The sequence below is a fragment of the Acrocarpospora phusangensis genome (genome assembly GCF_016862995.1).
Lineage (GTDB): Bacteria > Actinomycetota > Actinomycetes > Streptosporangiales > Streptosporangiaceae > Acrocarpospora > Acrocarpospora phusangensis.
In genome coordinates this window covers 12,022-29,752 of record NZ_BOOA01000012.1, presented here as the reverse complement: position 1 = coordinate 29,752, position 17,731 = coordinate 12,022, and the positions used below count along the sequence as shown (strand labels likewise).

General features: G+C 71.0%; 4 protein-coding genes. 3 read left to right on the top strand and 1 reads right to left on the bottom strand.

The genetic code is table 11. The features are described 5' to 3' along the window. The first annotated feature begins 173 nt into the window (after positions 1-173). Positions 174-2,165, top strand: coding sequence for a WD40 repeat domain-containing serine/threonine protein kinase (locus Aph01nite_RS09725; RefSeq protein ID WP_204040461.1), 1,992 nt, complete (start codon positions 174-176; stop codon positions 2,163-2,165). Positions 2,166-2,172: 7 nt separating this feature from the next. Here Aph01nite_RS09725 and Aph01nite_RS09720 read toward each other — a convergent pair whose 3' ends face one another. Then, a complete protein-coding gene (locus Aph01nite_RS09720; protein ID WP_204040460.1) occupies positions 2,173-3,165 on the bottom strand; it encodes a small ribosomal subunit Rsm22 family protein in 993 nt (330 codons plus the stop codon). 153 nt (positions 3,166-3,318) lie between these two features. On the opposite strand from Aph01nite_RS09720, the gene Aph01nite_RS09715 reads away from it, so the two are divergent. Together Aph01nite_RS09715 and Aph01nite_RS09710 are read left to right on the top strand one after the other, a co-directional pair. Beyond that, positions 3,319-4,533: an ROK family transcriptional regulator gene (locus tag Aph01nite_RS09715; protein ID WP_204040459.1), complete on the top strand. Its 1,215-nt coding sequence runs from the start codon at positions 3,319-3,321 to the stop codon at positions 4,531-4,533. A gap of 135 nt (positions 4,534-4,668) precedes the next feature. Continuing rightward, the gene (locus Aph01nite_RS09710; RefSeq protein WP_204040458.1) at positions 4,669-17,691 is read left to right on the top strand and encodes a hemopexin repeat-containing protein; all 13,023 of its coding nucleotides are present in this window, start codon (positions 4,669-4,671) and stop codon (positions 17,689-17,691) included. Positions 17,692-17,731 lie beyond the last annotated feature (40 nt).

Below are 17,731 nucleotides of genomic sequence, written 5' to 3'. Positions count from 1 at the left end.
GCTTCCACGGGAGACCCTCCGGCTTACTACGTTCATCCGTGCTCTTCGTGTGGAGCGGGCGAAGCATCTAGATGATGAATAACAGGTTAATGGCTGATCGGCAGGCTGACCTTTACCGGATGGGTGGCGGATATTATTGGGCGGCCGATCGGTGTTTATCGAAGAGGTGACCCTTGCCGAGCGCCGCGCCCCGAGATCTGGGTGAGTATCGGCTGGTCAGCCGCATCGGGCAGGGTGGCCAGGGTGAGGTCCACCGGGCCAGGACGGCGTCCGGGGCCGAGGTCGCCGTCAAGATATTGCACGCCACGCTTTCCGCGGACGAGGGTGCGCGCCGCCGATTCTTCCGGGAAGTGGATCTGGCCCGGCGGGTGGCTCCCTTCTGCACGGCGCGGGTGCTCGATGTGGGCGTCCAGGACAATCAGCCGTACATTGTCAGCGAATTCGTGCCAGGGGCGTCGCTGCACCAGGTCGTACGGCAGGAGGGCCCGCGCACGGGCGGCGGGCTGATGCGGCTCGCCGTGGCCACGGCCACCGCACTGGCGGCGATCCACCGGGCCGGAGTCGTGCACCGGGACTTCAAGCCGAGCAATGTGATCATGGGCCCGGAAGGCCCCGTGGTGATCGACTTCGGCATCTCGCGGGCGCTCGACCACACCGTCACCCACACGGGGTCGATGGGCACGCCCGGCTACATGGCCCCGGAGCAGGTCACCTCCGGGCAGGTCGGACCGGAGGCCGACGTCTTCAGCTGGGCGGCCACCATGGTCTACGCGGCGACCGGCCAGGCGGCCTTCCGCGGCGACTCCATGCCCGTCATCCTGCACGCACTCCTGTACGGCACCCCCGACCTCTCCGACGTCCCGGACAGCATCCGACCGCTTCTCGCGAAATGTCTGGACAAGGAACCCGGGAACCGTCCGACGGCCGCCGACCTGGTCAGGATGCTGACCGGCGACGTCGCCCCAAGCGTCGTCCCCCCGAGCACGGTGCCGCCCGCGCCCCCGCCGCCCACCCTGGTGAGCCCCGATTCCCCTGCCGCGCACGGCCAGGAACTCACCCAGCAGGTCCGGTCCCGGTCCCGGCGCACGCCGATCCTGGTCGGCGCGGCCGGCCTCCTCGTGGCGGCGGCGGTGCTGGCCGCGGTCCGGTTCTGGCCCGGAACCGGCGGCGAACCCGCGGCTTCACCCAGCACCAGCACCACCCTCGAAGCCTCGACGTTCGGCGTCCCCGTCGGGGACCCGCTCCTCGTGCACACCGACGACGTGCGATCGATCGCGATCGGCCGGCTCGGCGGCGACACCGTCTCGGTGAGCGGCTCCGACGACAACACCGCCCGCGTGGTGGACCTGGCCAAGGGCGTGCAGCTCACCCCCACGCTCACCGGCCACCGCAAATGGGTGCGCTCGGTCGCGCTGGGCACGCTCGACGGCGTGCCCGTCGCCCTGACCGGGAGCGACGACGGGTCCGCCCTGCTCTGGGACCTGCGTACCCGCGAGCGCATGGGGCAGCCGATCGCCGGAAACCCCGGCGGGATCAAATCCGTCGCGCTCGGCGACCTGGACGGCACCCCGATCGCGATCACCGCCGGAGTCGACGAGACCGCCCGGATCTGGGACCTCCGCACCCGCGAACAGCTCGGCGAACCGCTCACCGGCCACACCGGCACCGTCTGGGCCGTCGCCCTGACCACCCTGAACGGCACCCCGGTGGCGGTGACCACCGGCGACGACGGAACCGTACGGGTCTGGGACCTGGGCACCCGGCGGCCCATCGGCGATCCGATGACCGGGCACACCGGATGGGTGCGCTCGATAGCCGTGGGCGAACTCGGCGGCAGCACCATCGCGCTCACCGGCGGCGAGGACGGGACCGCCCGGGTCTGGGACCTGGCCACCGGAAAGCAGCTGGGCGATCCGCTGACCGGTCACGTCAGCTGGGTCTGGTCTGTCGCCCTGACCGCGATCGACGGCAGGCTGCTCGCCCTGACCGGCGGTGAGGACGACACCGCCCGCGTCTGGGACCTGACCACCAGAAAGCAGGTGGGCGCCCCGCTGACCGGCCACACCGACTGCGTCTGGTCGGTCGCCTTCGCCGAACTCGACGGCGAGCCCGTGGCGGTCACCGGCAGCAAGGACGAGTCGATCCGGCTCTGGCGTCTGACCTAGCGGCGGCTCAGCCGGGAGGCGGCCACTGGTTTCCCCAGGAGATGTCGCGGGCCCGCTGGTAGAGGTCGCGCCGGCGTTTGGAGACGATCTCGTCGGTCAGGCCGGGCTCGCCGGTGCACAGCCGCATGGAGACCAGGCCCTTGCGCTGGGTGGGGTGGCGCAGGACCCGGTTGCTCGCGCGGGTCCAGGGGCGGTTGGCGGCGGCGACGTAGGAGAACTTCTCGTCCTCGAAGCTGAGGGTGCCCACCTTGATCTGCCGGTGCAGGGCGGTGCGGTTGAGCCGTACCGAGAAATGGCACCAGTCGCGGCCGAGGGTGATCGGGCAGGCGAGGTCGTGCGGACAGGGCGCCACCACCGACATTCCCTGATTTATCAGCACGTCTCGGGCGGCGAGGATTCTGGCGTACCCGGCGGGGGTGCCCGGTTCGATCAGTACGACCATGCCCGCGTCCCCGGCCAGCGACCGCACCACGGCCTCCTGGGCGTCGGCGGGCAGCTCGCCCAGCACGTACGACATGGTGACCAGGTCCGCCGGAGGTTTGTCCACAGCCCTGTGGATAACTCCGCGGCTCCACTGCCCGGAGCGCACCACCGGCGTCCGCGACCGGCTCGCCAGCCACTCGCCCATGCTGATCGCGTACGGCGACTGCTCCAGCACGGTCACCTTCTCCAGCGACCCCCAGACGTCCGCCGCCGCCCACACCGACGCCCCGGTCCCGCCGCCGACATCCACCTGCGTGCGCGGCGCGAAGCCCGGCGCCAGCTCCGCCGTATGCCGCAGCGCCGCCGACACTGCCGCGAACGTCGCGGGCATGCGATAGGCGGCATACGCCGCGACATCGATCTCCGACCGCAGGATCACCTCGGCGGGCGGCGCGCCGTCCCGGTACTGCCCCATCAGGCTCTGCACGGACCGCGCGATCTGCGCCGGGGCGAACCGCCTGAGCACGGCGTCGAGCGCGTCGCTCAGATCACCCGGCAGAGTGGCCGTGACGGTCATGCGTGGCTCTCCCGGTCCCCGTTGCTCGGCACATGCGCGCCGTCGGCCACGCGCGCCCAAGTCTAAGGGCGCTGAACGTCGATGGATCCCGGGCGAGCGGACATCACTGTCTAAAGTGGGAGGACAAACACCTTCGTGCGTCAGGATCCCGTGATGAAGCACCTCGGTCGGTTCCAGGAGGAGAGTCGTAGGCACAACCTCGGCACCGTGCTCAGGCATGTGCACATGGCCGGTCCGATCTCCCGTTCCGAGCTGGCCGAACGCATGGGACTCAACCGCAGCACGATCATGGGCCTGACCGCGGAGCTCACCGCCGCGGGCCTGGTCCGCGAGGAACTGCCCAGGGACACCGGCCGGGCCGGCCGGCCGTCCCTGCTGGTGCGGCCCGAGTCCGACCGGGTGTATGTCCTGGCCTTCGACGTCCGGGTGGACCGCCTGGTGGCCTGCCGGGTGGGCCTCGGCGGCGAGATCCTCGAACGCCGGGAGGCGGCGCGGCGGCGGGCGGGCGCCGACCTGGACGACGTCGTGGACGTGCTCGCCGGATTCGGGCGTGAACTGTACCGGGGCGGGGACGCGATCTGCGTGGGGCTCGGCGCGGCCTACTGCGGAATGATCAGGCCCGGCGACGGCATGGTCAGGTTCGGGCCGGACATGGGCTGGGTGGACCAGGCGTTCGGCACCGAGCTGGGGGACCGGCTGGGGCTCGGCCTGCCGGTGGCGGTGGGCAACGAGGCCCATCTGGGCGCGGTGGCCGAGCACGTGCGCGGCGTGGGTGTCGGGCACCAGAACCTGGTCTACCTCCACGGCGACGTCGGCGTGGGCGGCGGCATCATCGTCGGCGGCAAACTCCTGGACGGCGACGGCGGCTACGGCTGCGAACTCGGCCACATGATCGTGAACCCGTACGACGGACGCCCGTGCGGATGCGGTTCGCGGGGATGCCTGGAGGCGGAGGTCGGCGAGCAGGCGCTGCTGGAGGCGGCCGGCCGGTCCGGCGAGTTGGTGGGCCGCGAGGGCATCAGGACCGTGGTGGCCGCCGCCGCCGACGGGGACGAGGCGGCGGCCGAGGCGCTGCGCCGGATCGGGGACTGGCTGGGCATCGGCGTGGCCAACCTGATCAACCTCTTCAACCCCGGGATGATCGTCTTCGGAGGCATGTTGCAGGACATCTACCCGGGCGCGGCCGACCAGGTGCACCGGCGGGTCGAGGCCAACGTGCTGGTGATCTCCCGGGAGCGGGTGTCGCTCCGCACCGCGGCCCTCGGCGACGACGCCACCCTGATCGGCGCGGCCGAACTGGCCTTCGCGGAGGTCCTGGCCAGCCCGCTGGAGACCCTCGCCCGCGGCACACTCTCCCCACTCGCCTGACCAACATGTGAAGCGGGATAAAGCGTGATGTTCCAGGGGTTGGAACTTGTCACCTTTTCAGTAGGTGGTCCTCCTACGCCGGATCGGCGACCATGAGTCGGCCGATCGGGGGCATTCACCGAGGGGGATTACCGCGTGCGAAGCGATGCCTCATTACCCAGCTATGAACGGCTCTTCGGGGAACTGGACTTCCGGGAGGGGGATGAGGCGAGGTCGGTCTACTCGCCGGCCGCCTATCTCGTCGATCTGCTCACGCTGCTGCGGGAGACGTTCGACGACACGTCCCTGCTGACCCGCCGTCCCGACCTCGGGCGCATCCCTCTCGACGCGAAGCACACCTTCGAGCTCACGCCGTATCTGGACATCGTCAACGGCGTGCTGGAGACGCTGGTCGGCGACGAGCCGTACGAGCGGCTGCGGGAGCTTCGCCATCCGTTCGCGCTGCCGTTCTCGCTGCGGAACGCGCGGCTGTCCACGTACCTGCGCCATCTGGACATCGATCCGGTGGAGTTCTACCGGCTGTTCGCCGCGCGGATCGACCGGGACACGGTGGCCCGGGAGTATCTCGGGCTGACGCCCGAGGACGCCGAGGTCGTGACCACCGAGGCGGCGGACGTCGGGGAGTTCTACGGGCTCGCGCCGGGGGAGACCACGGCCGTGCTGGCGGACGTCACGCGCTTCCTGACCGCCACCTCGATGACCGGCGCGGAACTGCGCGAACTGCTCTACCAGGACCCGCTCCTGGAGCGTTCCCCCGAGACCTTCTTCGTGCACCAGGGCGGCCAGGTCGTGTCCGTCGCCCCCGACGACCGCACCCTCGTGACCGGCGGCGGCGAGATCCCCGCGGCGTGGTTCGACCGTGTCAGCCGTTTCGTACGGCTCTCGCGCCGCACCGGCCTCTCCTTCACCGACCTGGACCTCGTCCTGACCTCGTGCGCCGGCGACACGCTCGACCTGGCCGGACTGCGTGCCCTCGCCGCGGCCGTGCACCTGCACCGCGCGCACGACCTGCCGTACGACACGATCGCCGCGCTGACCGCGCGCACGCTGCCGGTGACCGTGAACGACGTCCCGATCCCCTCCGGCGACCTGCTGGCCCCGCAGAACCGCGACTACCGGCGGCATTTGGCACGATCCATCGACCTGGCCGAGGCCGACATCGCCGAGGTCGTGCAGCGCTTCCGCGACCGGTACGCGAGCCCGCACCAGACCAGCCCGTTCGATCGGCCGCTGGACGTGGCCGCGCTGTCGCTGCTGCACCGGGTGGGCCGCCTGGTGGACACGCTCGGCCTCTCGGTCGGGGAGCTGTTCGGCGTGCTGGCCGCGCTGGAGGCCGATCCGTCGATCCAGCGGTACACGACCTTCCCCCTGCTGCCGGTGATCGAGCCGGCCACCCAGGACTGCCACCGCATCCTGGAGGGCACGGACGCCGCCTCCAGCCTGTGGCTCGCCCAGACGCTGGTCGCGGTGGTCGCCTGGATGCGGACCTGGGGCTTCGGCGGCCAGGAGCTGACCGAGATCCTCGGCGAGCCCGCCAAGCCGGAGGCCGAGGAGGAGCAGGACGCCGTGCTGGCCGGCATCAGGGACCGGTTCGAGACGGTCGGGCTGTCGCCCGGGGTGTTCGTGTCGGACCGGTTCGACGAGCGCGCCGCGGCGGTGATCCACGACGTGCTCATCGCGTACGAGGACGGGGTCGTCTCGCCGCGCGACCCTCGGCTGCTGCGCTTCGACCGGGCCAGGGCGGCCACCGCCGCGTACGACGCCGTCGCCGACCTGGCCGTGCTGACCAGGGAGGACTTCCTCGGGCTCGGCCTGGACGAGCGGCTCACCACCAAGATCTTCACCAACCTGGTGCTGTGCGGGCTGCTCCAGGCGGACGGCCGGCTCACCGGCGACGACGTGCCGGCCGGGCTGGTGCTGTCCAGCGACTTCGACGAGCTGGCGGCCCCGCTGTTCGAGGCGATGGCCGGTCTGGAGGGCGGCTTCTACCCCTCCGACCTGGCCAACGCCCTCCCCGAGCTGACCGAGGTCGAACAGGCCGAGCTGTACGACAACCTGCTCTACCACGGCTACCTCGACGAGTCGGGCGAGGTGGTCGATCCCGGCTTCTTCGCCGACCCGGAGAACGTCGCCCTGTTCACCGCCGGCGCCGACCTGGACGACGTGGTGGACGGCGTGCTGGCCACGCTGCGGGAGCGCATGGACTGGTTCCGCGAGGAGAAACTCCCGATCGACCTGGGGGCCTTCGCGGAGCTGCGGCTGACCGAGACCCAGCTGGTCACGCTCACCGAGAGCCTGCGCTTCAACGGCCTCCTGGACGCGGACGGCAATTACCAGGACAAGATCGCGCTCGGCGCGCTGCCGGTGGACGAGTTCGGGATCGCGCTGGAGTTCTACCCGATGCGCCGCCTGATCCTGGACGGCATGAAGGGCCAGATCGCGGCCCGCCGGGCCGAGCTGTCCACGTTCGGGCCCGGCGACTTCGCCCCGGTGGCCGACGACGTGATGAGCCAGCGGGTCGTCGACCGGCTCGACGGGAAGGTCACCACGGAAGGACGCGTACGCGAGGACGTGCGGGAGCTGTTCGCCGACCCGGAGGGATGGCTGGATCTCGGCGCCGGGTTCACCGAGGTGGACGGCACGCTGGTCTACCAGCGCGTGGCGGCGATCCTGCGGGCGCAGGCGCCGTACCGGCTGGATCTGGCGGCCCTGACCGAGTTGGGGTTCGACGACGAGGAGCGCGCGCTGCTGGTCGGCATGCTCATCGACGCCGGCCACCTGGACGACGCCCTGGCGGTGCCCGAGGAGCGGCTGCGCTACTTCCGCACGATCACCAACGCGCTCGACTTCACCGTGCCCGGCGTCGAGGACTACGACAAGGACATCTTCTTCCTGCTGCACGCCGTGGCGACCGAGCTGTCCGCCGGCGTCGCCGAGGTGCTCGACCGCCTCGACGCGCTCGCCGCCCAGCAGCGCCGCGCCCTGCTCACCGTCCTCCAGGACGTCTTCGGCATCGCCGCCCCCGTCGTCGAGGCCATCTGCACGGCCGTCACCCCGGACGCCCTCGACCTCCTGGTCGCGCCCGCCCTGGCCGAGGACGACGCGGCGGCCGACGACCCCCACTTCCGGCGCTCCTACCGGCGGATCCGGCGCTTCGCCCGGCTGGCCGGCAAGCTGGCCCTGGACCCGGTCGAGGTCGCGGTGGCCTTCCACGATCAGGACCTCGCGGGCAAGTTCCCCGAGCCGCTGGCCCTGCCCGCCGAACTCGACCGGTTCGACGCCCTGCTGGCCAGCGCCGACGGCAAGATCTACGTGTTCCAGGGCGCCGGCTACTGGACCTACTCCGCCGCCACGTACGCGCTGGCGGACCCCCGCCAGAAGCCGCTCACCGAGCTGTCGTCGCGCTTCGCGGGGCTGGCCGGCGTGGACGCCGCGTTCACGCAGACCGACGGCGGTGAGTGGATCGTCGGCCGGGGCGTGGACGGCGTCTCGCGCGCGTTCGTACGGCCGGCCGGCGGCACCCGCTGGCAGGCCAGGGAGCAGGTCTGGGGGAAGGTCAGGAACAACTTCGCCGATCCGCGGCGGATCGACAGCGCGTTCGTGGACGTCGAGGGCCGGACGTACCTGTTCAGCGGCGACCAGTACCTGCGCTACAGCACGGCGGACTACGCGTTCGCCGACGAGGGCTACCCGCGCGCGGTCACCGAGTGGTGGGAGGCGGAAGGCCGGGACGTGGCGCTGCCGGAGACGTTCCGGAAGGCGGTGGACGCCTGCTTCCAGGGGCTCGACGGCCGTACGCACCTGTTCACGGGGGAGCGGTGGGTCGCGGTGGGCGGCGCCGAGCAGCCGCTGACCGAGCGGTGGGGGAAGCTGCGCAACACCTTCGCCGACGCGGCCCGCGTGGACGCCGCCTACGCCGACGGGGAGGGATATCTCCTGTTCGCCGGGAACCAGGTGGTGCGCTACACCGACAGCCTGGAGAACACGGGGGTCCGCGTCGCGGACGGCTACCCCAAGCGCATCGAGGCGTGGCGGCCGGACGTGCCGGTCGAGTTCGAGGGAGCGGTCGAGGCGGCCTTCGCCGACGGCTCCGGGACCGTGCACCTGTTCAAGGACGGCAGGACGGTCGCGCTCGGCCCCACCGGCGTGTCGGCCGCGCCGACCGCGGAGCGCTGGGGCGTGCTCGCGCCCGTCCTGCCGAGCGGCACGGTCGACGCCGCGTTCGTCGGCCTGGACGGGAAGACCTACCTGTTCAGCGGCGACCGCTACCTGCGCTACTCCACCGCCGACTACTCGGTGGCGGACCTCGGCTACCCGCGCGGCATCGGGGGCGACTGGGGCGGGCTCGACCGGGTGGACGCCGCGTTCGTGATGGACGGCGCCACCCACCTGTTCGGCCCGGTCGGTCTCATCCTCGACCTGCCCGCCGACTACGAGGCCGAGCTGGCCTCCGGGCGGCTCAACCCCGCGCTGCGCCGCCGCCTCCAGGAGCACGGCGTCACCGTGGCCGCCGACGCGCCCGTGTCCGGCGCGTCGCCGGAGTGGCAGGTCGCCGCCGACGGCTCCCTCGTGCTCACCATCCGCCGCGCCGGCGAACGTCTCAAGGTGTACGGCGACGACACCCCCTTCTACGTGCGCTACTCCACCAGGAACTACACCGTCCCCGACGCCGGTTACCCGAAGCCGCTGGCCGACAACTGGTGGAACCTGCCGGTGACGCTGGCCGACGACCCCGGGTTCGCCAGGATCGACGCCGTGTTCACCGGCCGCGACAACCAGACGTGCCTGTTCTCCGGCGACCGTTTCGTCGTCTTCGACACCCGGCACCGCTGGTGGTCGGAGCCGCGTACGCTGCGCGACCGCTGGGACAGCATCCCGTTCACGAAGGTGGACGCCGCCTTCGTCGGCAAGGACGGCAAGACGTACGTGTTCTCCGGGGAGCGGTATGTCCGCTACTCGACGGCGGACTACACGCAGATCGACGACCGCTACCCGGCCACGGTGGCCAGGTTCTGGGGGAACGTCTCCAACGCCGTCGCCAGGACCGGGCGGGTGGACGCGACGCTGGTCACGGACGCGGTCGAGCTGGTCGACGGGGTCGAGACCAAGCGCACCTACACGTACCTGTTCTCCGGCGACCAGTACGTGCGCTACGAGGGCCACGACTACACGACCGTGCAGAACGGGTATCCGCGCGCGATCTCGTCGCTGTCCACGGAGCCGAGGCTGGGCGCGCTCACCGTGAAGCTGGACGGGGTGGACGCGGCGTTCGCCGACCGGCGCAACGTCTACCTGTTCCGGGGCGGGATGTGGCACGTCGTCTCCGACACCCTGTACCGGAAGTACGACGATCTCGACCTGGCGGGCATCACGTGCGCGTACGTGGAGAACGGCGCGGTGCTGGTCGAGGGGCCCGGCGGCTGGCGGCGGCATTCGGCGCTGGAAGGGCCGGTCGGGGGCACGCCGGTGCGGCCGCTGCGGCTGCGGAGTGTGCCGCCGGAGTTCCGGTCCGGCCTGGACGCGGTGCTGACCGGCGCGGACGGCACCACGTACCTGTTCAAGGGTCCGGCCTGTTACAACACGCGGATCAACCGCGACTACCCGCTCGCCGAGGAGTGGGGCCGCCCCCGTAACACGATTTATCAGGAAAACGCGGTTGATGCGGCGTTCGTGGGCCGGGACGGGAAGACGTACCTGTTCAGTGGGGACCAGTTCGTCACGTACAGCACGAACGCCGAGACCATCGACGGCGAGCCGAAGCCGATCAGCGAGCACTGGGGCGGGCTGGCGAGCGTGGCGCTCGCGTACGCGCGCAACGGGGTCACCTACCTGTTCGAGCACGCCGACGAGACCGGCATGATGCGCCACCTCGTCTACACCGGCGACGACGGCCCCTACCTGGAGCCCGACCCCGGCTACCCGATCGTGACCGACCAGACGTTCTGGAAGGCCCCGGACGGCTTCCCCGCGCCCGACGCGGTGCTCTTCGAGGGCGACACCATGCTGCTGCTCAGCGGCGAACGCTGCGTGCAGTTCAGCGAGGCCACCGGCCAGTGGTCCTACCCCCGCCCGATCGAGCGCATCTGGCGTGGCTTCGGCAAGGACCTGGAACCCGGCGACGCGCTGCGCACCGCGTTCACCGCGCTGGACGGCGCCACCTACTTCTTCTTCCAGGAGCGGTACGCCCGCTACGCCGACCGCGTGCTCGGCCCGCTCGCCCCGATCCGCGACCGCTGGGGCAGGTCGCTCAACCCGTTCGTCCCGCACGACGGCACCGGCGGCATCGACGCGGCGATCGTCTTCGGCGACGACACCACCTTCCTGTTCTCCGGCACCCAGTACGTGCGCTACACCGGCTCCGGATACCGCTACGTGGACCCCGGGTACCCGAAGCCGATCGCGGCCAACTTGCGCGCCGAACCGGCCTTCGCCAACCTGGCGGAGACCTTCGAGGACGCGGTCGCCGACCGGGGCGCCGGCAAGGTCGTGGACGCGGCGGTGGCCAACCCGCGCACCGCGTACCTGGTGGTGGGCGGCGCGCTGCACGTCGTCTCCCGCACGCCGGTCGGGTCGTACGAGATCGGCATGCTCGGCCGGGTCCGCAACACCATCGTGGACGACCGCAAGGTCGATGCCGCCCTCGTCCGCGACCAGCACACGTTCCTGTTCTCCGGCGACCAGTACGTGCGCTACACCGGCACCGAGTACGCCTACGCGGACGAGGGTTACCCGCGCACGATCGCGCCCTCGCTGGCGGCGGAGCTTGGCCTCGCCGCCCTGCCCGAGGAGTTCGAGGACGGCCTGGACGCCGCCTTCCGGTCCGCCGACGGGCAGGTCTACCTGTTCAAGGGCACCCGCTTCCTGGCCGGCGACGCCGTACGGCCGGTGACGGAGCAGTGGGGGAGGATCCGCAACGAGTTCGCGGCCGGACCGGTCATCGACGCCGCGTTCGTCGCCCCCTCCGGCGAGCTGTACGCCTTCCGCGGCGGCCAGTACATCCGCTACCGCCCCGGCGTGCTCGACCTGGTCGAGGAGGGCTACCCCCGGACCATCCGCGACGACTGGGGCGACCTGCCCGCCGCCTTCGAGGCCGGGATCACGGGCGCGTTCGTCCTGGAAGGCGCCACCTACCTCATCAAGGACGACCGGTACGTCCGCTACACCGGCCGCTACGACGTCCTGGACCGCACCTTCCCGCAGGCGTTCCGGCACCGCTGGTCCGACAAGGCCGACTACCGCCTCAGCGACGTGCACACGATCGTGCGCTTCGCCGAGCTGGCCAGGGCCCGGCCGGGGCTGGCCGACCTGCTCGGCGCGGGCGCGGCCGACCCGTACGAGCGGCTGGCCGCCCTGTTCGGGTGGGACGTGGACGAGCTGCGCTGGGTCAAGCGCAACGCCGGGGTCCTCACCGAGTTCCCGCTGGAGGAGGAGCGCTTCGAGGTCGAGTTCGTGCTGAAGCTCGTCGAGGTGTTCGCGCTGGCCGCGAAGGCCGGAACAGGGCCGTCCCGGCTCTACCCGGACGTGTGGGCGCGGATCTGGAGCCGCGCCGACCTCGACGGAGGCGCGGACGAGCTGCTGCGGCTGCTCGAACGGCGGCACGGCCCGGAGGACTGGAAGATCCTCGCCAAGACCATGCACGACGAGCTCAACCTGCTCAGACGCGACGCGCTGCTCCCGGCCGCGCTGCACCTGCACCCGGACATCGAGAACTCCAGGGAGCTGTACGAGCACCTGCTCGTGGACGTCGAGATGGGCGCGGTGGCCACCACCTCCCGCGTCCGGGAGGCCATCGCCGCCACCCAGCTCTACCTGCACCGCTACCTGCTCGACCTGGAGCGGCTGACCCCGCCGATGGGCGTGGACGAGGAGGACCTGCGGCAGAAGATCAGGACCTGGTGGTCGTGGCTGAAGAACTACCGGATCTGGGAAGCCAACCGGAAGGTGTTCCTCTACCCCGAGAACTACATCCGCCCCGAACTGCGCGACACCAAGACCCCGGCGTTCAGGGAGCTGGAGAACGACCTGCTCCAGGGCGAGATCACGGCCGACGCCGTGCTGCACGCGTACAAGCGCTACCTGGACGAGTACACCGAGGTGTCCCGGCTGGCCATCGCCGGCGCGTACGTCTACCGCGAGGACGACGCCGACGAGAACACCCGGCGCCTGGTGCTGTTCGGCCAGACCAGGACCGAGCCGCGCCGCTACTACTACCGGGAGGCCGAGTTCCGGGACGGCGAACGGCTGTCGGCGACCTGGGAGCCGTGGCTCAAGGTGGACATCCAGATCGACGCCGAGCGGGTGGACCCCGTGCACGCCTTCGGCCGGGTGTTCGTCTTCTGGACCAACGTCGAGACCATCCCGCCGCCCGCCACCGGCGCGACCACGATCGTCACCAAGCAGGACGGCGACAAGCAGAACGTCAGCGCGCCGCCGCCCCGGTACCGGGTGCGGATCTCCTACTCCTTCTGCAACCTGAACCAGGAGTGGGTGCCCGCGCAGATGCTGCCGCCGGGCCCGGAGGTGGTCGGCCCGATCACCGACGTCAGCCTGTTCGTGCAGGCCTCCGCCACCCTCTCCGGCGACACCCACGACTCCATCGTGATCTCCTGCTCCTACACGGCGCACACCCCGGCCGGTCCGGTCCCGGGCAGCACCGCGTTCGCGCTCACCCCCGAGCTGTACGCCGTGCCCGTGGCCGCCGCCACCCGGCCGGCCAGGATCGTCGAACTCTCGAAGATCTTCAACGAGCCCGTGGACACCCGCACCCTGGTCCGCTTCAACATGCCGGTCAACTCCCCCGACGGCCCCTGGTTCAGCGTGGACCACAAGGGCGGCAGCCTGCTCTGCCGACCGATCACCGTCGCCCCCGGCGACGACCCGCCCGTGCAGCCGCTCAAGGGCAACAGCCACCGGCTGCCCGTCTGGGAGCGCATCGACGCGGGCTTCGAACTGCCGGACGGCACCCGCTACTTCTTCGACAACCTCACCCAGCAGTTCCTGGTGACCCGGACGAAGGGCAAGCTGCGCAGCACCAACGAGTCCACCGCCGCCCGCTGGGGCGTGATCAGCAACGGCCTGACCTCGACCGGGGTCGTGGACGCGGTGCTGGTCCGCAAGGAGCACACGTACGTGTTCTCCGGCCGCGAGTACTACCGCTACCACGGGGGACGGCCGTTCGGCGCGGTGGACCCCGGCTACCCCAAGCCCATCGAGAGCAACGACGAGGGACTGCCGCGCTGGTCCAGGATCGACGCCGCGTACACGGCGGCCAACGGCACCGAGTACTTCTTCTCCCACGAACGCGACGGCTACGTGGAGTCGGGCGCGCTCGACCAGCTCAGGCCGGTCAAGGACAAGTGGGCGGTGCCGTCCAGGAGCCGGGTGGACGCGGTGCTGCCGCGGCGCAACCAGCTGTTCGTCTTCTTCGGCGAGCACTACCTGCGCTACTCGGGTGAGGGCCGCGCCGACGAGGGCTACCCGAAGCGGCTCGCCGACAACGACGACGGGCTGCCGCGCTGGTCGCGGATGGGCGCCGCCTTCTCCTACCGCAACACGCCCTACTACTTCGACAACAACGACGGCACCTACGTGGTCCAGGGCTCCGGCGGGCTGGAACGGCCGCAGTCCAGCCGCGAACTCGGGCGCGTCCCGACCGCGATCACCCGTACCGGCGCCGTCGACTCGGCCCACCTGTCCAACGGCCACCTCTACCTGACCAGCGGCGAGGAGTACGTCCGCTACACGCTCGGCGCCGACGGCGGCGTCCCCGAGGCCATCGACGCCGGCTACCCCAAGCCGCTGGCGGCCAGGGTCAAGGCCGTCTTCCGCCGCGGCGACATCCGCTACGTGTTCGGCACCGGCCGGTACGCGGTCATCGGCGCGAACCAGGAGCTCGGCACGCTGCGGGCGGACTCGTTCATCGACATCGGCGGCAACTGGCGGTCGCTGCCCGCCGACTTCTTGACCCGGTTCACCGGGGCGATGGACACCGACAGCGACCTCTACCTGTTCCTCGGCGACCACTACGTGGCGGCGTCGAAGAGCGCGAGCGTGCCGCGGCCGTACGAGTTCGCGACGTTGCCGCACGAGGTGGTCCGGCTCACCTCCAGCACCGCGTTCGAGCTCAACCGCACGCTGCTCACCGGCGGCGTGGCCGCGCTGCTGGCCCCCGGGACCCAGGAGATCAACGAGCTGCCCGCGTTCGGCCGGGACACCCCCGACCCGACCACCATCGTGGTCCACCCGTGGGTGACGGACGTGCCGGCCAGCTCCCACCTGGACTTCCAGAGCCCGAGCGGGCGCTACTACTGGGAGATCTTCTTCCACGCGCCGCTGCTGATCGCGCAGGCGCTCAACGCGGCCCAGAAGTTCGAGGACGCGCGGCGCTGGTACGAGTACATCTTCGACCCCACCGAACTGGACCGGTACTGGCGGTTCCTGCCGTTCCTGGCCGTGGACGTGCGGGCCCTCGTCCGCGCCTGCCGGGCCGACCTGGACGCCCTCGGCTCGCGGGCCGACGACGTGGCCGGGGAGCTGCGGCCGATCCTCGACGAGGTGGCGGAGATGGCCCCCGCCTTCGACCGGGCGCGCGACTTCACCCCGGCCGAGTACGTGACCCTCGCCGGTCTCGCCGCCCGGGTGCGGCCCATCGAGCTGGCCCTGAACGGGCGTCCCGAGCTGCAGGAGAAGGTCTTCATGCTCGGGCGGCTGCGCCGGCAGTGCGAGCTGATGGGCGACCGGGACGCGCTGCTCAGGGCGTACCTGGAGGATCCGTTCGATCCGCACGCGATCGCGGAGCTGCGGCCGGTGGCGTACCGGCGGGCGGTGGTCATGGCCTACATCGACAACCTGCTCGACTGGGGCGACCTGCTCTTCCGGCAGTACACGATGGAGAGCATCGACGAGGCGCGGATGCTCTACATCTTCGCCTACGACCTGCTCGGGCGGCGCCCGCAGGGCGTCGGGACGCGTACGCTGCCGCCCACCCGTACCTACGGCGAGCTGCCGGGCGCGGTGGAGGATCCGTACGCGGAGCGGCTGACGGCGGGCGGGAGCATGCTCGACGGCATGGGCGCCATCCACGGCAGCGTGGCCGGCTCCTACTTCTACATCCCCGACAACACGCTGCTGGAGGACTACTGGACGCGGGTCGAGGACCGGCTGCGCAAGATCAGGCAGTCGCTCAACATCCTCGGCGTCAGCCAGCCGCTGCCGCTGTTCGAGCCGCCCGTGGACGTGATGGCGCTGGTGCGGGGCGCCGCCGCCGGGCTCACCCCCGACCAGGTCGGCGCGGGTGTGACCGCGCCCGTGCCGCACTACCGGTTCGCCTTCCTGCACCGTAAGGCGCAGGACCTGGTGGACCGGGTCCGCCAGTTCGGCAACGACCTGCTGGGCGTGCTGGAGCGCAAGGACAACGAGGAGCTCACCCTGCTGCAGAACCGGCAGGAGGCCGCCATCCAGGCGCTGACCAGGTCCGTCAGGGAGGCGCAGGTCAAGGTGGCCGTCGAGACCCTGGGTGAGGCGGAGGCGTCACTGGCGGCGGCCAAGTCGCGGGCCACCTACTACGAGGGCCTGATCGCGGCCGGGATCAGCGCCACCCAGCAGGCCCAGATCGACTCGATGACGGGCGCCGCCGTCTCCCACTTCATCGCCAGCGGCCTGAAGGTCGGCTCGGCCATCGCGTACGCGCTGCCGCAGGTGCTCGCCGGGCCCTTCATCATGGGCACCGAGTTCGGCGGCGAGCAGGCCGGCGAGGTGCTGGACAAGGGCGCCGAGATCGCCGAGTCCCTGGGCGAGGGCCTGAGCGTGCTGGGCGAGCTCTTCGGCGTACGCGCCGAGCAGGAGCGCCAGGAGGGCGACTGGAAGTACCAGCTGATGATGGCCGAGGCCGACATCGTCCAGCTCCAGCACCAGGTCAACGCCTCCGGGCACCAGGTGGCCATCGCCGAACGCGAACTGGAGATCGTCAACCAGGAGATCGCCAACCAGCGTGAGGTCGCCGCCTTCCTCAAGGACAAGTTCAGCAACCTCCAGCTCTACCAGTGGATGTCGGGACGCCTGTCCGGGCTGTACTTCCAGACGTACGACATGGCCCACGAGATGGCGAAGTCCGCAGAACGCGCCTACCAGTACGAACGGGGCGTCGACGAGGCGTTCGTCCAGCCGGTCTACTGGGAGGGCCGCCGCAACGGGCTGCTCGCGGGCGACAGCCTGAGCGTGGACCTGGAACGGCTCGGCAAGGCGTACGTGGACGGGGACAGCCGAGGGCTGGAGATCACCAAGAAGGTGTCGCTGCTCCAGCTGGACCCGCTGGCGGTGCTCGCCTTCAGGAACGAGGGCCGCTGCGAGTTCGCGCTCCCCGAAGCCCTCTTCGACCGGGACTTCCCCGGCCACTACCGGCGCAGGATCAGAACCCTGTCGGTCACCTTCGACGGCTACGAAGGCCCGCTCGGCGTCAACGCCACCCTCACCCAGCTCGGCCACAAGACGGTCCTGTCGGCGGACCCGAAGGGCGTCAAGTTCCTGCTCGACGCCAAGGGCGCCCCGCCCGCGTCCGTACGGTCCGACTGGCGGCCCAGCCAGCAGATCGCCCTCTCCGACCTGGAGGAGGGCCGCGACAACAACGGGCTGTTCGAACTCCGCTTCGACGACGACCGGTACCTGCCGTTCGAAGGGACGGGCGCGGTGTCCACCTGGCGGCTGGAGGCGGCGGGGCCGGTCGACCTGTTCGACGTCACGGTCACCGTCAAGTACACGGCCGAGCAGGGTGGGGAGGTCTTCGGCAACGCGGTGAAGGGCATGCTCAAGCCGTATCCGGCGGCGCGGTACTTCGACGTGGCCGGGGAGTTCCCCGACGAGTGGAGCCGGCTCTTCGAGGACGAGGACGGCGCGCTCGTGCTGCCCCTCTCGCCCGAGATGTTCCCTGGCATGAACGGGCGGCAGATCACCGGCATCCACGCCACGTACCAGCTCGCGGAAGGCGGCTCGGCGCGGTTCCTGCTCAACGGGGATCCGCGCATGGCCCTCGACCACGGCAAGCTGCTGCGCACGCCCGGCCTCGGCGTGGGCGGGCCGACGTGGCGGCTGGTGCTGGACGGAGATCCGCAGGCGCTCCTGAACGCCGGCCTGATCCTGATGTACCGCGCGGGCGCACGCTGACGCCCGGAGCCCCGAAGCAGACCGCTTCGGGGCTCCCGCC

Bases quoted from the DNA above. Each gene is read 5' to 3' on its own strand.
- Aph01nite_RS09720 (WP_204040460.1), bottom strand. From the start codon at position 3,165: ATGACCGTCACGGCCACTCTGCCGGGTGATCTGAGCGACGCGCTCGAC.
- Aph01nite_RS09715 (WP_204040459.1), top strand. From the start codon at position 3,319: ATGAAGCACCTCGGTCGGTTCCAGGAGGAGAGTCGTAGGCACAACCTC.